At 66.2% G+C, this 18,226-nt stretch carries 26 protein-coding genes; 24 read left to right on the top strand and 2 right to left on the bottom strand.

Annotated elements, in window-relative coordinates:
* The 14 genes from ACTQ0H_RS08515 to ACTQ0H_RS08450 form a co-directional block, all read left to right on the top strand.
* On the top strand, positions 1-205 hold a 205-nt coding region (locus ACTQ0H_RS08515; protein WP_441401730.1), incomplete at its 5' end, for a helix-turn-helix domain-containing protein.
* A 70-nt stretch (positions 206-275) separates the two neighbouring features.
* On the top strand, positions 276-1,121 hold the full coding sequence (locus ACTQ0H_RS08510; RefSeq protein WP_441042238.1) for a DUF7666 domain-containing protein: 846 nt from the start codon (positions 276-278) through the stop codon (positions 1,119-1,121).
* Positions 1,118-1,399, top strand: a complete 282-nt coding sequence (locus tag ACTQ0H_RS08505) for a hypothetical protein (RefSeq protein WP_441085734.1) — start codon at positions 1,118-1,120, stop codon at positions 1,397-1,399. The genes ACTQ0H_RS08510 and ACTQ0H_RS08505 overlap by 4 nt, the downstream gene beginning before the upstream one ends.
* A 51-nt stretch (positions 1,400-1,450) precedes the next feature.
* A complete protein-coding gene (locus ACTQ0H_RS08500; RefSeq protein ID WP_441538895.1) occupies positions 1,451-2,080 on the top strand; it encodes a hypothetical protein in 630 nt (209 codons plus the stop codon).
* 100 nt (positions 2,081-2,180) lie between these two features.
* On the top strand, positions 2,181-2,321 hold the full coding sequence (locus tag ACTQ0H_RS08495) for a hypothetical protein (RefSeq protein WP_343118921.1): 141 nt from the start codon (positions 2,181-2,183) through the stop codon (positions 2,319-2,321).
* Positions 2,318-2,998: a lambda-exonuclease family protein gene (locus ACTQ0H_RS08490; RefSeq protein WP_441548048.1), complete on the top strand. Its 681-nt coding sequence runs from the start codon at positions 2,318-2,320 to the stop codon at positions 2,996-2,998. Before ACTQ0H_RS08495 ends, ACTQ0H_RS08490 begins: the two co-directional genes overlap by 4 nt.
* Positions 2,995-3,876, top strand: coding sequence for a hypothetical protein (locus ACTQ0H_RS08485; protein WP_441042249.1), 882 nt, complete (start codon positions 2,995-2,997; stop codon positions 3,874-3,876). Before ACTQ0H_RS08490 ends, ACTQ0H_RS08485 begins: the two co-directional genes overlap by 4 nt.
* On the top strand, positions 3,873-4,382 hold the full coding sequence (locus tag ACTQ0H_RS08480) for a hypothetical protein (RefSeq protein WP_441548047.1): 510 nt from the start codon (positions 3,873-3,875) through the stop codon (positions 4,380-4,382). Before ACTQ0H_RS08485 ends, ACTQ0H_RS08480 begins: the two co-directional genes overlap by 4 nt.
* 181 nt (positions 4,383-4,563) lie before the next feature.
* On the top strand, positions 4,564-4,998 hold the full coding sequence (ssb, locus tag ACTQ0H_RS08475; RefSeq protein ID WP_441042297.1) for a single-stranded DNA-binding protein: 435 nt from the start codon (positions 4,564-4,566) through the stop codon (positions 4,996-4,998).
* Positions 4,998-7,409, top strand: coding sequence for a DNA cytosine methyltransferase (locus tag ACTQ0H_RS08470; RefSeq protein ID WP_441548046.1), 2,412 nt, complete (start codon positions 4,998-5,000; stop codon positions 7,407-7,409). Before ssb ends, ACTQ0H_RS08470 begins: the two co-directional genes overlap by 1 nt.
* Positions 7,406-7,807: a hypothetical protein gene (locus ACTQ0H_RS08465; RefSeq protein WP_315888634.1), complete on the top strand. Its 402-nt coding sequence runs from the start codon at positions 7,406-7,408 to the stop codon at positions 7,805-7,807. Before ACTQ0H_RS08470 ends, ACTQ0H_RS08465 begins: the two co-directional genes overlap by 4 nt.
* A gap of 82 nt (positions 7,808-7,889) precedes the next feature.
* The gene (locus tag ACTQ0H_RS08460) at positions 7,890-8,450 is read left to right on the top strand and encodes an HNH endonuclease (RefSeq protein ID WP_343091532.1); all 561 of its coding nucleotides are present in this window, start codon (positions 7,890-7,892) and stop codon (positions 8,448-8,450) included.
* The gene (locus ACTQ0H_RS08455) at positions 8,443-8,922 is read left to right on the top strand and encodes a hypothetical protein (protein WP_441042290.1); all 480 of its coding nucleotides are present in this window, start codon (positions 8,443-8,445) and stop codon (positions 8,920-8,922) included. Before ACTQ0H_RS08460 ends, ACTQ0H_RS08455 begins: the two co-directional genes overlap by 8 nt.
* Before the next feature lie 274 nt (positions 8,923-9,196).
* Positions 9,197-9,580 (top strand): hypothetical protein, encoded by a 384-nt coding sequence (locus ACTQ0H_RS08450; RefSeq protein ID WP_441042288.1) that lies wholly within the window; start codon positions 9,197-9,199, stop codon positions 9,578-9,580.
* A 68-nt stretch (positions 9,581-9,648) separates the two neighbouring features.
* Here the strand turns inward: ACTQ0H_RS08450 and ACTQ0H_RS08445 are convergent, their stop codons facing one another.
* Positions 9,649-10,203, bottom strand: coding sequence for an HNH endonuclease signature motif containing protein (locus ACTQ0H_RS08445; RefSeq protein WP_441042299.1), 555 nt, complete (start codon positions 10,201-10,203; stop codon positions 9,649-9,651).
* A 325-nt stretch (positions 10,204-10,528) separates the two neighbouring features.
* Between ACTQ0H_RS08445 and ACTQ0H_RS08440 the strand changes: the two genes are divergently transcribed.
* From ACTQ0H_RS08440 to ACTQ0H_RS08400, 9 genes are all read left to right on the top strand, one after another.
* Complete coding sequence (locus ACTQ0H_RS08440) at positions 10,529-10,696, top strand: hypothetical protein (protein ID WP_441085550.1); 168 nt, start codon at positions 10,529-10,531, stop codon at positions 10,694-10,696.
* Positions 10,693-11,238: a type I-E CRISPR-associated protein Cas6/Cse3/CasE gene (locus ACTQ0H_RS08435; protein WP_441539869.1), complete on the top strand. Its 546-nt coding sequence runs from the start codon at positions 10,693-10,695 to the stop codon at positions 11,236-11,238. Before ACTQ0H_RS08440 ends, ACTQ0H_RS08435 begins: the two co-directional genes overlap by 4 nt.
* On the top strand, positions 11,235-11,957 hold the full coding sequence (locus ACTQ0H_RS08430) for a hypothetical protein (protein ID WP_441548045.1): 723 nt from the start codon (positions 11,235-11,237) through the stop codon (positions 11,955-11,957). Before ACTQ0H_RS08435 ends, ACTQ0H_RS08430 begins: the two co-directional genes overlap by 4 nt.
* Entirely contained in the window at positions 11,954-12,328 is a 375-nt protein-coding gene (locus ACTQ0H_RS08425) for a hypothetical protein (RefSeq protein WP_441085547.1), read from the top strand. Before ACTQ0H_RS08430 ends, ACTQ0H_RS08425 begins: the two co-directional genes overlap by 4 nt.
* 20 nt (positions 12,329-12,348) lie before the next feature.
* Positions 12,349-13,194 carry a hypothetical protein gene (locus ACTQ0H_RS08420; protein WP_441085546.1) on the top strand — a complete coding sequence of 282 codons (846 nt, stop codon included), beginning with the start codon at positions 12,349-12,351 and terminating at the stop codon, positions 13,192-13,194.
* Positions 13,195-13,693: 499 nt separating this feature from the next.
* Complete coding sequence (locus ACTQ0H_RS08415) at positions 13,694-14,563, top strand: DNA adenine methylase (RefSeq protein ID WP_441042278.1); 870 nt, start codon at positions 13,694-13,696, stop codon at positions 14,561-14,563.
* Complete coding sequence (locus tag ACTQ0H_RS08410) at positions 14,557-15,342, top strand: phosphoadenosine phosphosulfate reductase domain-containing protein (protein WP_441548044.1); 786 nt, start codon at positions 14,557-14,559, stop codon at positions 15,340-15,342. The genes ACTQ0H_RS08415 and ACTQ0H_RS08410 overlap by 7 nt, the downstream gene beginning before the upstream one ends.
* 420 nt (positions 15,343-15,762) lie before the next feature.
* Positions 15,763-16,074, top strand: a complete 312-nt coding sequence (locus ACTQ0H_RS08405; RefSeq protein WP_441140858.1) for a hypothetical protein — start codon at positions 15,763-15,765, stop codon at positions 16,072-16,074.
* Positions 16,075-16,213: 139 nt separating this feature from the next.
* The gene (locus ACTQ0H_RS08400) at positions 16,214-16,285 is read left to right on the top strand and encodes a helix-turn-helix domain-containing protein (RefSeq protein WP_441042374.1); all 72 of its coding nucleotides are present in this window, start codon (positions 16,214-16,216) and stop codon (positions 16,283-16,285) included.
* Here ACTQ0H_RS08400 and ACTQ0H_RS08395 read toward each other — a convergent pair.
* Complete coding sequence (locus ACTQ0H_RS08395; RefSeq protein WP_441085543.1) at positions 16,282-16,572, bottom strand: HNH endonuclease; 291 nt, start codon at positions 16,570-16,572, stop codon at positions 16,282-16,284. The two genes, ACTQ0H_RS08400 and ACTQ0H_RS08395, sit on opposite strands and share 4 nt — an antisense overlap.
* Before the next feature lie 446 nt (positions 16,573-17,018).
* On the opposite strand from ACTQ0H_RS08395, the gene ACTQ0H_RS08390 reads away from it, so the two are divergent.
* On the top strand, positions 17,019-18,226 hold a 1,208-nt coding region (locus tag ACTQ0H_RS08390; protein WP_441548043.1), incomplete at its 3' end, for a DNA cytosine methyltransferase.

Here is an 18,226-nt window from a genome sequence, read left to right as displayed (position 1 = left end):
TCTCTGCCGAGGTGATGTCGTGAGCGGCGACTGGATGACCCGCGCCGAGGTGGCCGACCTGCTGCGCGTCAGCCTCACCACCGTCGACCGGCTCGCCGCCGACGGGAAGCTTCGCCGACACAAGCCGTCCAGCAAGCGAAACGGGCGCGTCTTGTTCTCCGCCGCGCAGGTCAACCGGCTCATCACCAGCTCCAAGACGCGCTGACCCCACCAAACAGATCGGCCCTCACCGCTGACACGGCGAGGGCCACGTACCCCAGGAAGGGGCACATCTCATGACTGATCCTATTACTGTCACCACTCAGGCCGAGCTGGACGCCGCTATCGCCGCAGGAGCGCGGGTCATCGACATCCGCTCCGAGCCCGGCTCATACATCACGGTCAGGGCCTGCGACTCAACCACGGTCACGGCCTGCGGCTCAACCACGGTCAGGGCCTACGGCTCAACCACGGTCATGGCCTGCGACTCGGCCACGGTCATGGCCTGCGACTCAACCACGGTCACGGCCTACGACTCGGCCACGGTCATGGCCTGCGACTCAACCACGGTCACGGCCTACGACTCGGCCACGGTCACGGCCTGCGACTCGGCCACGGTCACGGCCTACGACTCGGCCACGGTCGCGGCCTACGGCTCGGCCACGGTCAGGGCCCACGACTCGGCCACGGTCACGGCGAGACCTCGGGTCGCTGTCCACTGCCACTCTAGGCGCGCCTCCATCGTAGGAGGCGTCATCATTGACCACACGCAAGAGCCGACAGACCCGGACGCATGGTGCGCCTACCACGGAATCGAGGTCGCTGACGGTGTGGCGACCGTGTACAAGGCCGTCGGGGACAACTGGATCAGCCCGCACGGCACCAGCTACGCGCCCGGCACGCTCCCGGAGGCCGCCGACTGGCGCGACGACAACGACTGCGGCGGGGGGCTGCACTTCTCGCCCTCCCCGGCGGAGGCGACCGCATATCACCGAGAGGCGACGCGCTGGCTCGCGGTCGGGGTGTCTGTCGCTGACCTGCGCCCGATCCTGGGCGACACCCCGAAGTGCAAGGCACCCCGCGTGGCGACACCCTGCCGACCCGTCACGATCGACGGCGACCCGATCGAGGTGCAGTCATGAGCCATAAACTGCTGGCGCAACTCGCCGAGGTCGACGCCTCGACCACAGCGATGGTAGAGGCCAAGGCGCGCCTCGAGTCCGCCATCGATGGCCTGGAGCTGGCCAAGGTCTGGCCCTACGGCGACATCTACATCGATGGCCTGGAGCTGGCCAAGGTCTGGCCCTACGGCGACGGTTATAGCTACGGCACTGGCGACGGCACTGGCTACGGCTATGGCGACGGCACTGGCGACGGCAACGGCGGTGGCGACGGCGACGGCAGTGATGACGATGACTGACCGCAACCACACCGCCGAGGTGCTCATACTCGCCCTGATCATCATCACCTCTTGCCTGCTCGTCTTCGCAGCAGGCATCTACGGAACCCCAGATTGGAGCTGGCAGCTATGACTGACTACCTGACCGACGAGATGGTCGAGTCCGCCGCCGGTTGGATCGCTCGCCGCCGCGCCCTGCTGGACGCCGCACCCCCCGCACCTTGGCGCTACAGGGAGGGAGCAGAAGGTGACCCCACCAATGGCCCCACCTACACCGCCATTGAAGCCGAGCACCCCGAGGCTGGCTGGTCGCCTATCGCGACTGGCGATTACGACGCGTGGAGCGGTTGCGGCCTGATTGCCGTCGAGGATGCAAGCACCGCCCTACCGAAGGCGCTCGACGCGCTGGAAGCGGTACTGCGGGAGCATCCCCGCGTCGGCATCTTCGAGCCATGCATCCCGGGTGAATGCGATGACCACGAGGTCAACCACGACCACATGGAGACCGACGGGGGCGAGTGGGTGCATGTCGATGAGCGCGTGGGATGGGCTTGCACGATCTGCCGCTACGACGATGGCGAGCCCTTCGATTGGCCATGCACCACGGTCCGTGTAATCACGGATGCGCTGGGGGTCGCGACGCTCACCGAGCCGATGCGTGCCGCCGGGATCGACTTCGCCGCGCTCGGCGGTGCGTCATGACCCGCCGCATCGTGCTCGACATCATCGTGCCCGTCATCGCGGTCCTGCTGTCCATCGGCGTGGTCTGCGTCGGGCTGTGGCTCGGGACGGAGGTCCGGTCATGAGCGCCTGTATTGAGCCGGACGCCTGCCCCCACGACGGCGAGATCGACGTGGAGACCTACGGCTGCAATGCGTGGCGGGTCTGCGGCGACTGCGGCGAGATCCTCGACTCCGCTGCATGGTGGGAGGCGGGACTGTGACCCTACTCTGCACCTACCCGCCGAACACGCCCGAGTGGCATGAGGCGCGGCGCTGGCGGATCGGCGGCTCCGAGATCGCCGCCGCCTGCGGACTGTCCCCATGGACCCACCGCGACCAGCTCATCGCCGACAAGATCGCCGGCACTGTCCACCCCCAGACCCCGGCGATGTGGCGCGGCACCATGCTCGAGGCTGCTGTCCTCGGCATGGTCGCTGAGCGGCGATCCCTCACCACCTCATGGCCCACGCCTCTCATCTACGACGACGCGATGGCGGGCACCCATGTGCATCCCCGCCACGACTGGGCGCTGTACAACCCAGATGCGGTCACCACAGACGGGGTGCTGGTCGAGGCGAAAACCGCCGACCGGCGTGCCGTCCTGACCGGTGACGACTGGGACGACCCCCACCGCCCCGCGCACGCATGGGGACGGGCCGGTACCGATCGGGTGCCGATGCACTACCTGTACCAGGTGCAGTGGGGCCTCGGTGTCCTCGGTCTGGACCGGGCTGTGCTGGCTGTCCTCGCCGGCGGCGAGCGCGGCTTCGACTTCGCCACCTACCCGATCCGCTTCAACCCGACGCTGTCCACCGCCCTGCTGAGGGCTGGGCAGCGCTTCATCACCGACCTCCACGCCGCACGAGACGCGGCCACCACAGAGAGGACAGCAGCATGACCGGCACCGAACTGGCAACTATGCCCCAAAAACTCGAGTACGCCCGCACCCTCGCAGACGGGAACCTGCTCCCCAGGCAGTACTACAAGCAACCCGCGAACGTGCTCATCGCGATCGAGTACGGGGACGCGCTCGGCATCCCGCCTATGCAGGCCATCAACTCGATCCACGTGATCGAGGGTAAGCCGACCGCGTCGGCCGACCTGCTCGCCTCACTGGTGCGCCGGGCCGGGCACAAGCTGCGCATCCGCGAGGAGGCCACCGAGCATGGCCCGGTCGTGACCGCCACCCTGATCCGCGCCGACGACCCCGACTTCGAGTTCACGTCCTGCTGGGACAGGACGAAGGCGAAGGCGGCTGGACTGTCCGGCAAGGGCAACTGGTCCAAGTATGAGGGGCAGATGATGCGCGCCCGCGCCATCACCGAGGTGTGCCGCATGGGCGCATCCGACGCCCTGTACGGCGTCATCTACACCCCCGAGGAACTGGGGGCCGGCACGCCACCGGAGCGGGTCACGGTCACCCAGCAGCAGCCGACGCCTGACCCGGCCCCGACCAACGTCGATGCTGCGATGGAGGCGTTGCGCGGCATGGCTGAGCCGATGCTGAGCACCGAGCAGACCACCACCATCGGCGGACTCGTCAAACAGGCCGGGCTCACCAAGAGGCAGGCGCTGGACTTCGCCGTCGAGGCTGTCGGACATCCGCTCACGTCCGCGACCGACCTGACGGAGACCGAGGCTGCTGCCGTGATCGCTGCCCTTACCGAACTGGTCGCCGCCGAGGCTGCTGTGGCGGAGTCGCTGGCCGATCCCGACACGGGCGAGGTGTACGAGGCGGAGCTGGTGCCCGACGCCGAGCAGGAGGCCACGGCATGACCGTCGTCATCCCTACTACGAACCCCGGTGGCTACACCGGCTGGGGCATCGCCACCGAGCGCGGGGGCGTCGAAATCTGGCAGCGAGACGCCACGAACCGCGCACACTACCGCGAGATCGTCATCCATTTCCGCCGCGACCACGACCAGCGCGTAACCCACGAGCAGGGCACGACGTGCGAGCTGTTCGACTGCGGCTCCCACGGCCAGCACGGCGACCGCCGGCATCGGTTCTTTGACTACGACGGCGACAAGCGCCGCATCGAGAGCGACCTGCGCGAGATCGTCGCCGCCTGGTTCTCCGACCACAAGCCGCACATCTGGCGCGACACGCCGGACCACTGGGTGTGGCGCTGCGACTGCGGCCACATCGGACGCTGGCGACCCACCCACGCCGCCGCGCTCCGTGAGGTCGGCGACCACCTCGCGCACATGGCCTACCTCGCCACCGATGAGGGAATGCGCGCCACCTACGCCAACCGGGTCGAGAGCGCGGTGGCCGCATGAGCACCACCCGAGTCGCTGCCGGGGCGGGTGACGACCGCCGAGCCCCCGCCCCGGCAGCCTGCTCCGCCCTCCACATCCTCACCGGCGCGATGGGACTAGACGACCACCGCCAACCCATCACCCCACGACACCTGTACCGACACGGCCGCTGCACCCACTGCGGCCAGAGAGAGGACCAATCATGAGCACCAACACCATCACCATCTGCGGCAACCTGACGGACGCGCCCGAGGTCCGCTTCACTCAGGCCGGGGCCGCCGTCGCCACCATGACGGTCGCCCACAATCACCGCCACTACAACAAGAAGACCGGCGACTGGATCGACGGCGACACCACATTCCTGCGCTGCACCGTCTGGCGCGACATGGCCGAGCACGCCGCCGACACCCTCCGCAAGGGCATGCGGGTCATCGTGACCGGTGAGCTCCAGTCGCGCACCTACGAGGACAAGGAGGGTCAGCGCCGCACCACCTTCGAGCTGTCCGTGGACGACATCGGACCCTCGCTGCGCACCCAGACCGCCATCGTCAACCGCAGCCAACGCGGGCAGGCGACGCAGGTACCGCAGCCCCAGGATGACCCGTGGGCGAGCCAGACCGGAGAGGCACCATTCTGATGCTCACCGCCGTTGACTTTTTCTGCGCCGACGAGCAGACCGAGATCCTGACCGTTCACGGTTGGCGACTGCATGACGAGGTTGAGGTCGGTGACTTGGTCGCCAGTCTGAATGTCGAAACCGGCATCGCTGGGTTTGCCCCCGTCGAGCAGGTTCACCGATTCGACGCGACCGACGAGCGCATGCTCAGAATCCACGGGAAAGGCATCTCGGCGCTCGTTACGGCCGACCACCGGTGGCCCACCTGGGAGCGTAATAGGCGCGGCGGCAGCGCCACGATGCGGTGGCGCACAACCAGGGACCTCACGTCGGAGTCCATGGTCAAGCGCTCAGCCCCGTTCAACCTGCCGAAAGCCTCCGGTGTCCGCAACGAACTGGTGGAGTTGGTCGGATGGGCATGGACCGAGGGTAACTTCCGCGCCCATGGACGGCTACACATCTATCAGTCGCGTAGCCACAACCCGGACAACTGCCGGCGGATCACTGCGGCACTCACCGCCCTATATGGGCCCCCAGGACGCCGCACCGATGGCCGCGCCTACTGGACGGTGAGCGACTGGGGAGACCAGCGCTGCTGGAGGCTGAACCGCGCTGCCGCCGCGCCAGTTGCGGGTGCACTCGTCAACAAGGCCCCTGCTCACGAGTGGATGCTATGCCTCACACAGGCGCAACTCGACCTTCTTATCGAGGTCTCGATGCTGGCGGACGGGACTCGTCGCGTTCGTGACCTGACCCATGAGGCGACTCTGACCCAAGGTGACCCGGATCGGTGCGATGCGTTCCAGTTCGCCGCCATCCTGGCCGGGCACTCCACGTCAGTGCGCACGTGGCACCAGCGGTATCGCGGGACCGAAGTGCCAATGTGGACGGTAGCCCTCATGGGCCGCGACACCGCGAAACCCCTGCGCCAGAACCGGGTGGAGTGGGTCGACCACACGGGCGTCGTTTGGTGCCCCACAGTCGAGCACGGGACGTGGCTGTGTCGTCGCGACGGAAGGGTTCACTGGACCGGCAACTGCGGGATGGGTGGCAGCTCCACCGGCCTCCGCAGCGCCGGATACGACATTAAGGTCGCCGCCAACCACTGGCAGCGAGCGATCGAAACCCACTCCGCCAACCACCCCGACACTGAGCACTTGTGCGCCGACATCTCCGCGATCGACCTGCGCTACCTGCCACGCACCGACGTTCTGTGGGCAAGCCCCATCTGCACCGAGGTATCACCGGCCGGTGGACACCGCAAACGGACGCGACAACTCGACCTGTTCGAGGAACACGGCCACGTCCCCACCGAGGCGTTCGAGCGGACCCGCGTCACATTCTGGGAGGTGATCCGCGCCGCCGAAATCTTCCGCTACCCGCTCGTCATGATCGAGAATGTCGTGGAGGCAGCCCAGTGGGAGTTGTTCGATACATGGCTGGCGGGCATGACCACCCTCGGCTACACCGCCCAGTTCGTCTCCGTCTCCGCAGCTCACATCGGCTCCGACACCAACCCGCCCGCACCGCAGTGGCGAGACCGTATGTACATCGTCTTCAACCGCAAGGGCGTGCCCGCCCCCGACGTGCGGCCGCGACCGCTGGCCTGGTGCGAGAAGTGCGGCACGGACGTGGCAGCCATGCAGTGGTGGAAGCGGCCCGGACGCCACATCGGCAAGTACGACCGCCAGTACATCTACGTCTGCCCCGAGGGCGATCACGGCAGGGTCGAGCCCTACGTCAGGCCCGCCGCATCCGCGATCGACTGGACCGACGTCGGCACGAGGATCGGCGACCGCACCCGACCGCTGGCAGCGTCCACGATGCGCCGAGTCGAGACCGGCCTGGAGATGCTGCTACGCGGCGACTTCGACCGCGACTTTGTGATGAGCGTCAACAACGGCGGGAGCTGTGGACGGCACTTCGGCCCAGCATCCCGACCACTCCCAACCCAGCTCGGCGTCGTGTCCTACCTCATGGGCGGCGCAGGTGACCAGAAGGGCACCAGCGTGCATGCACCGATGCGCACCCAGCGGGCCAGCGGCGCCGACTTCCTCGTCACGCTCCGCAGGCACGCCAAACCATCCAGCACGAGCGACCCACTGGCAACCTTCACAGGCGCTGGCTTCCACCACGGACTCGTTATCCCCTTCCGGCGCGGCTCTCGACCCTACCCCGCCGTCGCCGACCCGCTATCCACGATGGCGACACGAGACCAGCACGGCGTCCTGACGCCGGCGATCAACGTCGAGGACTGCTACTTCCGCATGCTGAAGCCACGGGAGGCAGCCAACGCCCAAGCCTTCCCGAGGCACTACATCATCCACGGCAATCAGGGTGAACAGCAGATGCAGGCCGGGAACGCCGTGGCCGTCAACGTGGCCCACTGGCTGGGTCTCTGTGGCGCACAAGCGCTGGGGGCAGCGGCATGACCACCGCCACCTACGAGTTCGAGCTGCCCCGCGCACTCATCGTGACCGCCAATGACCGCAAACACTGGGCGCGGCAGGCCAGCCTCGTGCGCAACCTCCGCCAGATGGCGGCTGTCACGCAGGGCCACGACCCGCACCAGATGCAGCGCGCCCACCTGACCGTGCACGTCGCCTACCCCGACCGCAGGCGGCGAGACGCCCACAACCTCAACCCGACCATCAAGGCGCTCGTGGATGGTCTCGTGAGCGGCTGCGGCTGGCGTCCGCACGGCTGGGTGCCGCTCCTGCCCGACGACGACGACACCCACCTCATCGGCCCCGACTGGCGACCGCAGGCCGAGCGGTGCAAACCGGGGCACGTCCGGCTGACGCTCATCTTCCAGGAGGTGGACGGATGAAACCCCCCATGCCCCGGGTCGCTGACGGCCCCGACTTTGTCGTGCGCAGAGACGACAACATCGACAGAGAGGACGAGACGCCATGCCAGTGACGAAGCGCACCCGATTCGAGGTACTGCGACGCGATGGCTACCAGTGCCGATACTGCCACCGTAAGGACAATGAACTAACCGTCGATCACGTCACCCCTACCAGCCTCGGGGGCGCAGACACCCCAGAGAACCTGGTCGCCTGCTGCATGGACTGCAACGCCGGGAAGGCCTCCAGTCACCCGGACACACCCCTCGTCGCCGACGTGAGTGAGGACGCGAAACGGTGGGCTGAGGCCCGCAAGATCGCAGCCCAGCGCGTCTCTGAACGGCGCGACAGATGGTCCAAACAGTGCCAGAAGTTTCGCAAAACGTGGCGAGTTTGGGACGAAGATTGCACGTTTCTGCCCGCCGATTGGAAGCAAAGTGTGGTGCGTTGGCTCGATAACGGAGTGCCTTACGACCGTATAGCTGAGGCGCACAGCATCGCAATCGAAGCCTACGGCGTCCCAAGTCGCACAGTCTTCCGCTACATGGCGGGCGTCATCAAGAACATCGTGAAGGAAATCGAGGCCGAAACTGCCGCGATCCTGAGAGCGGGCGACGATGGCTAGAGAGTTCGCACGCTACCTCGTCTCGACCCACCGCGACCCAGATTGGGCCACGCTGACCACCACCCAACACGACTGTTACATGGCGCTCCTGTCCAGCCCAGACCTGTCATGGGCCGGGGTTGTCCCCTACTTCCCAGCCAGGTATGCAGGCAACGCCGCCGACCTGACACCCCGCAAGGTTGCCAAAGCGTGGGACTCGCTCGCAGACGCAAACCTGCTAGTCATCGACCATTCAACCGGTGAAATCCTCGTGCGCTCATTCCTGAGGCACGACAAGGTGTTGACGAAACCCAACGTGACGAAAGCATTCTGCCGCGCCCTCGACCGCATCGCCTCGACCGCTATCCGCGACCAGATCACCGCCGAGGTGGCACGCATCTGGAGCGAGGAGGGTGACGCGCTCGCCTCCAGTTGGGACGTCATCGCTGACCTGTTGCCACACATGTCCGAGCAGATCGGGATCACGCCATGACCACAAAACCATTCCCGAAACCATTCCCCGAACCGTTCAGGAAACCATTCCCGAAACCGTTCAGCGAATCATTGCCGAAACCCTTCGGCAAACCCATCCCCAACTACCTACAAACCTACAAACCTTCAAACCGCCCGCGCAGCGCGAGTAACGCTGAACCCTTGCGTCTATCTGTGGTTGAGAATTGTGGTTCAGCAAGCAAAAAAAGTCCGGTAGGTAGGGGCTCGCGATCTTTGCTTGCCGACCTCGCTACGCGACAAAACCGGGACGCAGCATGAGAGCCCCCGCCGACTGGTGCCGCGACCTCGCAGCACTCACCTGCCACACTCGCGCCGCGATGCGCTACCCCGACCGACAGCCATGGCTCCAGCCACCCGTCGCCTCCATCCTCGCCAGCCTCGACACCGACAGCCTCGCCGACCTCGCATGGGCAGCCATCGCCGCCGCCTGCAACCACGACCACAAAACCCCAGCAGGCATCCGCTTCGAGCTGGAGCGCCTCGCCGCACGACGAGCCGAGGCAGCCGGGCGACCTGCGACCCCGACCCTGCCGACATGGCAGCCGGAGCAACGCACCGACCTCGCCACCCCCGACCAGATCAGAGCCCACCGCGAGCGCCTACGCCAGGCGCTCCGCAACCGACAGGAGACATCATGACCTGGACCTGCTCCACCTGCGACGCCACCATTGCCGGTAGCCGCGCCGAGCACTGCGGCGCTAAAGGGCTAGCCTGCTTTGCGCTTTGGCCCGCCGTAGCCACGCCTGATCTGAACGCCGCGGCGTTTGAGAAGGCGCCAGACGGCAGATGGGTCAGCACTCAAGATCCGTCCGATCCGCTCAGTCCCATAGCCAAGCTTGTAGAGCCTCTCGGCCTCATCCCCGTCGATCCTGATGAACTTGTGGGTGGAAGCGGGCCCACTCCCATGCTCCGCATGCAGTCTGTGATGTTCCTCGGGGGACAGCACGCAGAGGTTGCTCGGATCGTTGTTGGTTCGATTCCCATCGATGTGGTGAACTTGCTCGCCGTCTTTCGCTCCGGCGACGACACGATGCTCGTATGCCTCGACGTACTCGCCGGGAAGACTCCAGCGGAGCCTGATGTACCCCTCACCGTTGATGAACCTACGGGGCTCTCCCGCCGGTGGTTCTTCGCCGTCCCTAAGTGTGCGAATTGGCTTGGCATAGGAACGAAACCGTTCCTTCCGGCAGGCATCACACCGCCTCCTTTGGTGAGCAGCTCCAGGGATGACTTGACCGCAGTCGACACAGATAACGTCCATAACCTCATTATACAGTGGTGGTGTCACGAAACCTTCACCAGCACCACCTCCGGCGACATGCACCGCACCGGGAAGCACGGGCAAATCACCGGCCCGGCCCGCCGCCGCTGCCTCACCGAGGCAGAGATGCTCGACCGGGGCATGACCAGAAACCGGTCCGGGCAGTGGACGACCGGCCTGGTGGATACTCGCTGGAATGCCGCTCATTGCTCTCACGTGGACACGGAGAGCGACGAACAGGGGCAGACTGGTACCCATGGACCCCAAGCCACTGAAAGGCCCTCAGAATCGCGCATACGGCAGCTCGCCACCATCGAGGACAGTGATGAGTGACCGCCTGTCCGAGCAGATCGCCCGTAGCCTCAACCACCTCGCCGCGATCGCCGACTCGGTGCCCCTCTCCGACGTGGCACTCCACCTCGACAACGCGGGCCGGGGCTTCGTCGCAGAGCTGACCGACCGGACCGAGCCGAAACGAAAGGAATCAGCATGATACTCACCCACCTGCGGCTACCCCGAGGGACTCCTCATGACACGCGCTGGCTCCACCAGCGGATCGCTGAGGTATCCAGCGATCCGCGCCCGCTGTGGGCATTTCCTCGCCACGGGATCGTCATCACCCAAACCCGTCTGGGGCTCGCTCCCGAGTGGGCGATCCGTGTATCACAAGGCGATCTCAAATTCTGCCCAGAGGGCGCGGTGGTGCAGATGGCGTTGATAGCGAACCCGACCCGATCTATGCGGGGCGGCGGCGGTGGCCGAGGCACGCGCAATCCGCTTGCTGAAGCTGACTGGGATGGCTGGTTCCTGCGCAAGCTGTCCAGCGCTGTCGATGTCACACACATCGCCCATCACAACCTGGCCCCCGTTGTCACCGCCAAACCGGGGCACGTCGTGACGCTACGGCGGGTGGAGTTCATCGCCTCCGGGACTGTGACTGACGCCGACGCACTCCACGCTCTCCGCATATCCGGGGTCGGATCAGGCAAGGCGTACGGGTGCGGGCTACTGCTGGCCTCCGAGGTGCGGTCATGACCGCCCCGACGCGCCTGGTATGGGAACTCGCCGGACAACCCTCGCCGGTGGCGTCCATGGCCGCGCTCCTGGGCGATGTTGAAACGTGCCGCATGTGTGGCGGCAACGACCTGCCTGCCGCACCAGTCGGCAAGGCGCTCGGCAACGACTGGACCGACCACTCATGCTGGCGCCGTCCTGACTCCACCAACGTATGTGCCGCCTGCCTGTGGGCCTGCTCGGGGAAGCCCCCTGTCACGCTGCGGATGTGGAGCATCATCGCCGCCCCAGGCAGTGACCTGCCGCCCAAACATGAGAAATGTGCCATGCCCGACGGGCCGGGCCTGACCCTGCTGAACCGGTCCAATCCAGCGCCCATCTCCGACATCCTAGCCACCCCGCCTGATGGTGAGTGGCTGGTCACCGTCGCAGTGTCGGGACAAAAACATGTCCTGCCCTACGCCCACGTCAACACCGGGGCAGGTCGGTGGCAGATGCGGATGGAGTCCACCACCGTCACATCCACCCCGGATGAGTGGATGATGGTTCGCGGGCACGCTCTGGAGTTGCGCCGTCTCGGAGTCCCCGCGTCAGCCGTCCTCACGGGAGACCCGTCCGGTATCGCGACCGCCGACAAGCTCGCCGCATGGGTGGAGCACTCCCGCCCGCTCGCCCCCTACCTCAGATCACCACTGCTCGACCTCGCGCTGTGGACCATCACGAAAGGAACCATGCAATGACCGACATCCTGCTCGATGCCACCCGGAAGTGGCTGTCAGCACTACTCGACTCCGCCGACGTGGACACCATCGGGGCCAGCCATTGGTGGGATCGAGCCTCTGCCGCGCTTCAAGCCGCTGCAGCGGGCGCTACCACTCTCGCCCAAGCGACGACGATCGCTGCCGCCAAACTCCAGGTCGATGTGCTCAGTGAATCGGCGTCGCGGACCGTGACTGCCCTCGCCGAGGTGATTGACCCGTCCTACACCGAATGGGCTGATCGTGTCGCCGCTGAGCACGTCTACATGGTCGCCCTCGTCCGCGTCGAGCGCACCGCCCGCCGCACCAGCAAAAACCTCCAGCCTGCCCTCGACGCCCCCGCCCCATACTGACCGAAAGAGAGACACACATCATGAGCCTCACGTACTACACCGCGACCGCTCTCACCCCGCTGCATCATGGCGCAGGCACCGCCGGGAACACCGCCCTGCTGCGGACCGAGCAGATCATCCAACCCGACGGAACCACCGCCACCGTGCCCTACATCTCCGGAAACTCGATTCGCCACGGACTCCGGTCGGCGCTGGCGTGGCACCTCGCCCGCACGCTCAACATAGAACCGGGCAGCCTGTCTAAGCCAGTGGTTGACCTGCTGTGGTCCGGCGGGGCCATCACCGAAACCGGGTCGCAAACCAACCTTGACACCCTCCGCCGCGTGGAGGAACTGCTGCCGCACCTGGCGATGCTCGGCTACTCGGCCCGCTCCGATCTGGCAGCAGGCACGGTGCGCATATCTCCACTGATGCTCGTCTGCGCCGAGAACGCGTGGCGGCTGCCCGGCCATGTCGCAGAGACCGCGCACGCTCTGAAGCGGGCCGCTGCCTACCGGTCGGAGGAGTTCGGCACCCGCCACGACATCACCACCACACCGGCCGGACGCTACCTCGACATGGCGCAGACTCTCGCATCTACACAGATGATCTACGACTGGCAGACCATCAAATCTGGCGCTGTCCTGTGTGGGTCGATGCAGCTCACCCCGGCCGCCACCGAGCAACACCAGACCATGCTGGCTGTGGCAGCGTCCCTGTGGGCGCCCGACGGTGTGGCAAGCGTCGGCGCGAAGTCCAGCACGGGCGCAGGCATGGTGCGCATCGACGGGCTTGGCACGGACCCGCACATCGTGGATGCGTGGTCGGCCCGACTCAAAAACACCCGCGCCGATATCCTCGACCTGCTCACCGAGGTGGCGGGATGATCCAGCCAGTGAGGATCACCGCCCACCTCGACAGCCTGTCGATCGGGCTCACGGAGACCCCGATGATGCTCGACGGGCCACTGTCGTGGGCATGGTGGCAGTTGCAGGGGTCGGGCCGGATTGTTCCCGGCCAACCGCCCGGCGATGCGGTGTTGCCGCTCGCCCGGTGGATGGAGGCTGGAACATGGGGGTGGTGCGTGTCCCGCGCCCACCCCCATGTTGAGGCGCACACAGCGATCGAACTGCGCCGCAAACCAGCCGCCGATGCGATGGCTCGCTACACGAAGGATCAGAAATACCATCCCGGGCTCGGGCCCCACAAAGCCCGTGACGTAACCGTAGCTGCGGCCTGGATACCGCGTGTGTGGTGGGACGCAGACACCACTGACGTGGATGCCCTGCACGCCCTGCTGGTCGACGTGACACATCTGGGGGCGCATGCCGCCGTCGGATACGGGAGGGTGTCCGGGTGGAGCATCGAGGCGGGCGTCCGTGATGGGTGGAGAGATCGACCGATGCCCACCGAGGGTGGGCAGTTGCAACGCGTCCGCCCACCCTACTGGCACCACGGCGACCGAGTGGAGTGCGCGTGAGACCACCTTTCCCCTACGTCGGCAGTAAGACGATGATCGCCGCCAAAATCATCGTCTTACTGCCGGCCCACCGGCACTACGTGGAGGTGTGTGGCGGGAGTCTCGCGGTGCTGCTCGCCAAAACACCGTCGGAGGCGGAGACCGTCAACGACCTGGACGGTGATCTGGTCACGTTCTGGCGAGTGCTGCGCGACCAGCCGGAGGCGTTGGAGCGCGCATGTGTCCTCACGCCCCACTCGCGCGTCGAACTGTACGAAGCTATCGGGAGCGATGCGTCCAGCGAGGTGGAGCGTGCCCGCCAAGTATGGGTGCGGCTGACCCAGAACACGCTCCGCACCACCGAGCAGCGGCACGATTTCTGGGTCAAGAGGATCGCCACCGGCTCCCATCCCCACACCATGGCGTCGTGGGCGTCGCGGCTCGCCCCAGCAGCGGCCCGGCTCCACCGTGTCAGCATTGACCAGCGCCCCGCCGTCGAGATGCTTGACATGTACGACAAGCCCGGATGCCTGCTCTATATCGACCCCCCATACCCCGGCAGCGTCCGCTACCCGCACCACATGGATGACGGCAACCACCTGGCCCTGGTCAACGCGATCGCAACCGTCAACCACGCCGCCCTGGCGGTGTCCGGCTACCCAGACACCGTGTACGACACTGCACTCACCGCAGTCCGGGGATGGGCACGGCACCCTATCGCCGCCCGCGCACAGGTGCCGATGGGTCGCACCGTTCCCCGTACCGAAATCCTGTGGACCAAGGAGGCCCCATGCTGACCGACTCTCCCCGCATCACCGGACCCGACCGCAACCACTGGGCCGCACTGGAACGCTACGACAATCTCATCGCCGAAGCTGATTCGGCGCGCCTCGACCGGATCGAGGGGGAAGCCATCTCCGAAATCCGCCGCTTCCTTGATGCTGACGAGGGGTTCGTGTCCATGTCGTGGGGGAAGGACTCAGTGGTGGTCGCACACCTTGCCTACCTCGCCGACCCGCAGGTCACGATGAAGCGTGCCCGCGTGGCCGATTGGGAACCACCCGAAACCGACTGGGTGCGAGACGCATTCCTCGACACCCACCCGGGCATCAACTATCACGAGGCCCTGTACGAGGGCCGTGTCCCGCAGCGAGGCGAACCAGGGTTCGAGGCGATCCATGCCGACCCCAACCGCAAGGCAACCAACATCATGGCCAAACTTATCCCCGGCCGGTATGTGTCGGGGGTTCGGGCCGAGGAGTCGGCTGTTCGTGCCGGGTCGCTGCGCTGGCACGGCACCTCCACAGAGCGCACGTGCCGACCCATCATCCGCTGGACCGCCGTCGACGTGTACGCCTACCTGCACTCGCGCCACCTCCCCGTGCATCCCACCTACGCATTGAGCTTCGGTGGCAAGTTGGACCGTCGCTGGCTGCGCGTCCACATCCTCGGCTCCACCAAGGCGAAGCGGTCGGCTGTGCACGGACGCGACTCGGAAAGCTGGGAGGAAACCTATTATGGAGACGTGTTGGCGGCAGCCCGCGCCCGCCGTGCGCACTTGTGGGCTGAGCAGTGAATCGCCGCATCTGGGAGTTCTTGCCCGCCCGACGCTCACGCGGTCGGGTCACCACACCGTCGGTGATAGCCGCCAACATCGGCGCCTCAGTCGTAGAGGTGATGGCTGCACTACTCACCATGGAGCGCGACGGGCACGTCGTGCAGGACAGGCGAGGGTCGTGGCATCGAGGGGTGCCGCTACTCCCCAGCGCTCCGACCCGTTCGCCGCTCACGTCCAGACGGCGAGGAGGTGATGATTGATGACCCTCACCCTCACTGTCGGGCGCTGGGAACTCCACCTCACCATCGCACGACACGCACCCGACGAGCATCCCCTACCCGACGAGCAGGCCCCGCCCGTCCATATCGAGACCCCCATGTCCATCTACGTCGATCCCCTCCCGCAACCCTGCGGATTCACCCGCCCCATGGAGGCATAGTGACCGCAGACACCCGCGAGCAGCTCGCCCCCGACGAGGACAAGCGCTGGCAGGCGGAGCTGCTGGTGGCGAAGGCGAGGTCCGGCGAGGTCGGCCCCGTCCAACTGGAGATGCGCACGCACTGGGCGACCATCCTGCCCGGCGACGCGCCGACGCACTCACATCACCAGGTGCTCTACCGCGACGGGCAACTCTGGCACGACCCCCACCCCTCCCGAGACGGACTGCTCGCCGTCGAGGAGGCCTTCGTGCTCCGGCCACCGCCGGCAGCCGGACACGACCACGACCCGACACCCCAGGAGGACCAGTGACCCCCACCGCGAGCGCCTACGCCAGGCGCTCCGCAACCGACAGGAGACATCATGACCGTGATTGGTAGCGCGCATGCCCCTTGCTTCAGCTATGGGGTAAGCGCATCAAGTGACAGCGAAACCTGCTACACTGTCAACTATGAGCGGCAAGGTTGTGAGGCGGGCGTACAAGTACCGCTTCTACCCGACCCCGGAGCAAGCCGAGCACTAGCCCAGCCGTTCAACCACCAGTCGGCACCGCTCGATGAACTCCGCGTCAGTCAAGTCGTTCTTGAAAGCGTTGATCAGGCGGTCGCACCAGACGCAGTTATCCATGTCTCGCGGGTCCCCGCCGCGGCTTCGGGGTATGCGGTGGTCCAAGCTGGCATTCACGCCGGGCACAAGTTTGACGCCGGTGTAGTAGCAGCGGAATCCTTGCGCTTCGAGCTTGGCCCACAATGCCGCGTACTGGTCTCCTTTGAATCCGTACTTGTTGGCGATACCCTGCAGCCAATGCACGCGGCAGTAGTTGCTCGCGTGTGTCGATGGCGCAGAGCACGCCAAGCAGAAGCCTGTACCTCGGCGACTTCGTCGGTATTCCGCGCCCCTTGCGCCGTATCGTTCCCGCGCTTTCTCGCGGCACTGGACGCAGTTTTTGTAGCGCTCATCCGGGAGGCGTGCTCCGCAGTTGTTGCAAGCGAGCCCAGTTTCCGCCCACTTGGCTCTCAGGTTCTCCTTGCGTTCCGCCTGGCGCTTGGAGTGATGATCTGCGCAAGGTCGGCAGAAGCGTGTGGTACCAGTCGGCCCCCGCTCTTCGCCGCAATCCTTGCAGAGTCCCGCCGCGATTCTTCGCGCCTGAGTTGGTTCGTATGCCATAAGGCGAGTCTACCGCATGTGGAGGCTCGCGGTTTCAGCCTGTGGAGATGGAGTGAGACCGCCTCGCTCCTAGAGCGAGGAGGCGTCCGTTGAAGAAGCAGGAATCCCCCGGCTTCAGCCGTGGGGAGCAAGTCAACGATCTGGACACCCTCAGAGTCGGGAGCCTCTTCTCGGGCTACGGCGGCTTGGATCTCGCGCTAGAGGCCGTCTTCCCGACAGCCCAGGTCGTGTGGACCTCCGACATTGACTCGGGAGCGCGCAAGGTGCTCGCGAGTCGCTACCCCGACGCCCCCAACCTCGGCGACGTGACGCGCGTCGACTGGAGCACCGTCCCGCCCGTCGACCTCATCACGGGCGGATCCCCATGCCCAGACCTCAGCACCGCCGGACGACGCGCCGGCATGACCGACGGCACCCGCTCCAACCTGTGGGTCACCATGAGAGAGGCAATCGCCCATGTCCAACCCACATACGTCGTCTGGGAGAACGTCCGAGGAAGTCTCTCCGCTAAGGCCGCTAGCGACCTGGAACACTGCCCGGGATGTATGGGAAGTCCCGATGACAGAGGGCCTGTTCTGCGAGCACTTGGACGTGTACTCGGAGACTTGGGTGACCTCGGGTTCGATGCGGAATGGCACGGCCTACGAGCGTCCGACGTCGGCGCCTGTCACCAGCGGTTCCGAGTGTTCGTCCTCGCTTGGCGACGAGATGCTGCCGACGCCGACCACGCAGGACGCCAAGAATCTGGGCGCCCCATCGCAAATGAGGCGGAACACGCTGCCGTTGAACACGCGGGTGCTGCGGCTCTGAGAATGCTCCCCACGCCGCGGTCGTCGGACACCCACGGCGCGGGCGAGCATGGCACGGGTGGGCCTGACCTGCGCACCGTCGTGACCATGCTCCCCACGCCGGCCGCTGGCGCGTTCAACGACGGCGAGGACGTGGACGCATGGCAGGCCCGCCGAGACTGCGTCAAGGCCGAACTGGGCAACGGCAACGGCTTCGGGATGCCACTGGGTATCGCCGTCGCCACGCTCCCCACGCCTTCCGTGGCCGATGCTACGGGTGGGCATGAGCGACGTGGCGGCGCGCGCGGCGGCGAACTACTACTCAAGGGCATCGCATCCCACGAGCAGTTCGGACAGTACGCCCCTGCCGTCGCCCGTCAGGAGGTCGCGTTCGGGCACCCCGCGCCGTCGCCAACCGAGCCCGGCAAGAACCGGCCACGCCTCGCCGCTGCGTTCGCCGAATGGATGATGGGTCTGCCGCCCGGATGGGTCACCGACTGTCTCTTATA

Origin of the sequence: Collinsella sp. LCP21S3_A3, from assembly GCF_052118905.1 — a bacterium.
In the GTDB taxonomy this organism is placed as follows: Bacteria; Actinomycetota; Coriobacteriia; order Coriobacteriales; family Coriobacteriaceae; genus Collinsella.
This window is presented reverse-complemented; position numbering and strand designations above follow the sequence as displayed.

What these genes read in the sequence shown, in the direction of transcription:
- ACTQ0H_RS08410 (WP_441548044.1), top strand. Translation starts at nt 14,557, where the DNA reads ATGCTGACCGACTCTCCCCGCATCACCGGACCCGACCGCAACCACTGG.
- ACTQ0H_RS08450 (WP_441042288.1), top strand. Translation starts at nt 9,197, where the DNA reads ATGAGAGCCCCCGCCGACTGGTGCCGCGACCTCGCAGCACTCACCTGC.
- ACTQ0H_RS08505 (WP_441085734.1), top strand. Translation starts at nt 1,118, where the DNA reads ATGAGCCATAAACTGCTGGCGCAACTCGCCGAGGTCGACGCCTCGACC.
- ACTQ0H_RS08470 (WP_441548046.1), top strand. Translation starts at nt 4,998, where the DNA reads ATGCTCACCGCCGTTGACTTTTTCTGCGCCGACGAGCAGACCGAGATC.
- ACTQ0H_RS08420 (WP_441085546.1), top strand. Translation starts at nt 12,349, where the DNA reads ATGAGCCTCACGTACTACACCGCGACCGCTCTCACCCCGCTGCATCAT.
- ssb (WP_441042297.1), top strand. Translation starts at nt 4,564, where the DNA reads ATGAGCACCAACACCATCACCATCTGCGGCAACCTGACGGACGCGCCC.
- ACTQ0H_RS08460 (WP_343091532.1), top strand. Translation starts at nt 7,890, where the DNA reads ATGCCAGTGACGAAGCGCACCCGATTCGAGGTACTGCGACGCGATGGC.
- ACTQ0H_RS08435 (WP_441539869.1), top strand. Translation starts at nt 10,693, where the DNA reads ATGATACTCACCCACCTGCGGCTACCCCGAGGGACTCCTCATGACACG.
- ACTQ0H_RS08485 (WP_441042249.1), top strand. Translation starts at nt 2,995, where the DNA reads ATGACCGGCACCGAACTGGCAACTATGCCCCAAAAACTCGAGTACGCC.
- ACTQ0H_RS08495 (WP_343118921.1), top strand. Translation starts at nt 2,181, where the DNA reads ATGAGCGCCTGTATTGAGCCGGACGCCTGCCCCCACGACGGCGAGATC.
- ACTQ0H_RS08445 (WP_441042299.1), bottom strand. Translation starts at nt 10,203, where the DNA reads ATGGACGTTATCTGTGTCGACTGCGGTCAAGTCATCCCTGGAGCTGCT.
- ACTQ0H_RS08440 (WP_441085550.1), top strand. Translation starts at nt 10,529, where the DNA reads ATGAGTGACCGCCTGTCCGAGCAGATCGCCCGTAGCCTCAACCACCTC.
- ACTQ0H_RS08510 (WP_441042238.1), top strand. Translation starts at nt 276, where the DNA reads ATGACTGATCCTATTACTGTCACCACTCAGGCCGAGCTGGACGCCGCT.
- ACTQ0H_RS08430 (WP_441548045.1), top strand. Translation starts at nt 11,235, where the DNA reads ATGACCGCCCCGACGCGCCTGGTATGGGAACTCGCCGGACAACCCTCG.
- ACTQ0H_RS08455 (WP_441042290.1), top strand. Translation starts at nt 8,443, where the DNA reads ATGGCTAGAGAGTTCGCACGCTACCTCGTCTCGACCCACCGCGACCCA.
- ACTQ0H_RS08465 (WP_315888634.1), top strand. Translation starts at nt 7,406, where the DNA reads ATGACCACCGCCACCTACGAGTTCGAGCTGCCCCGCGCACTCATCGTG.
- ACTQ0H_RS08425 (WP_441085547.1), top strand. Translation starts at nt 11,954, where the DNA reads ATGACCGACATCCTGCTCGATGCCACCCGGAAGTGGCTGTCAGCACTA.
- ACTQ0H_RS08480 (WP_441548047.1), top strand. Translation starts at nt 3,873, where the DNA reads ATGACCGTCGTCATCCCTACTACGAACCCCGGTGGCTACACCGGCTGG.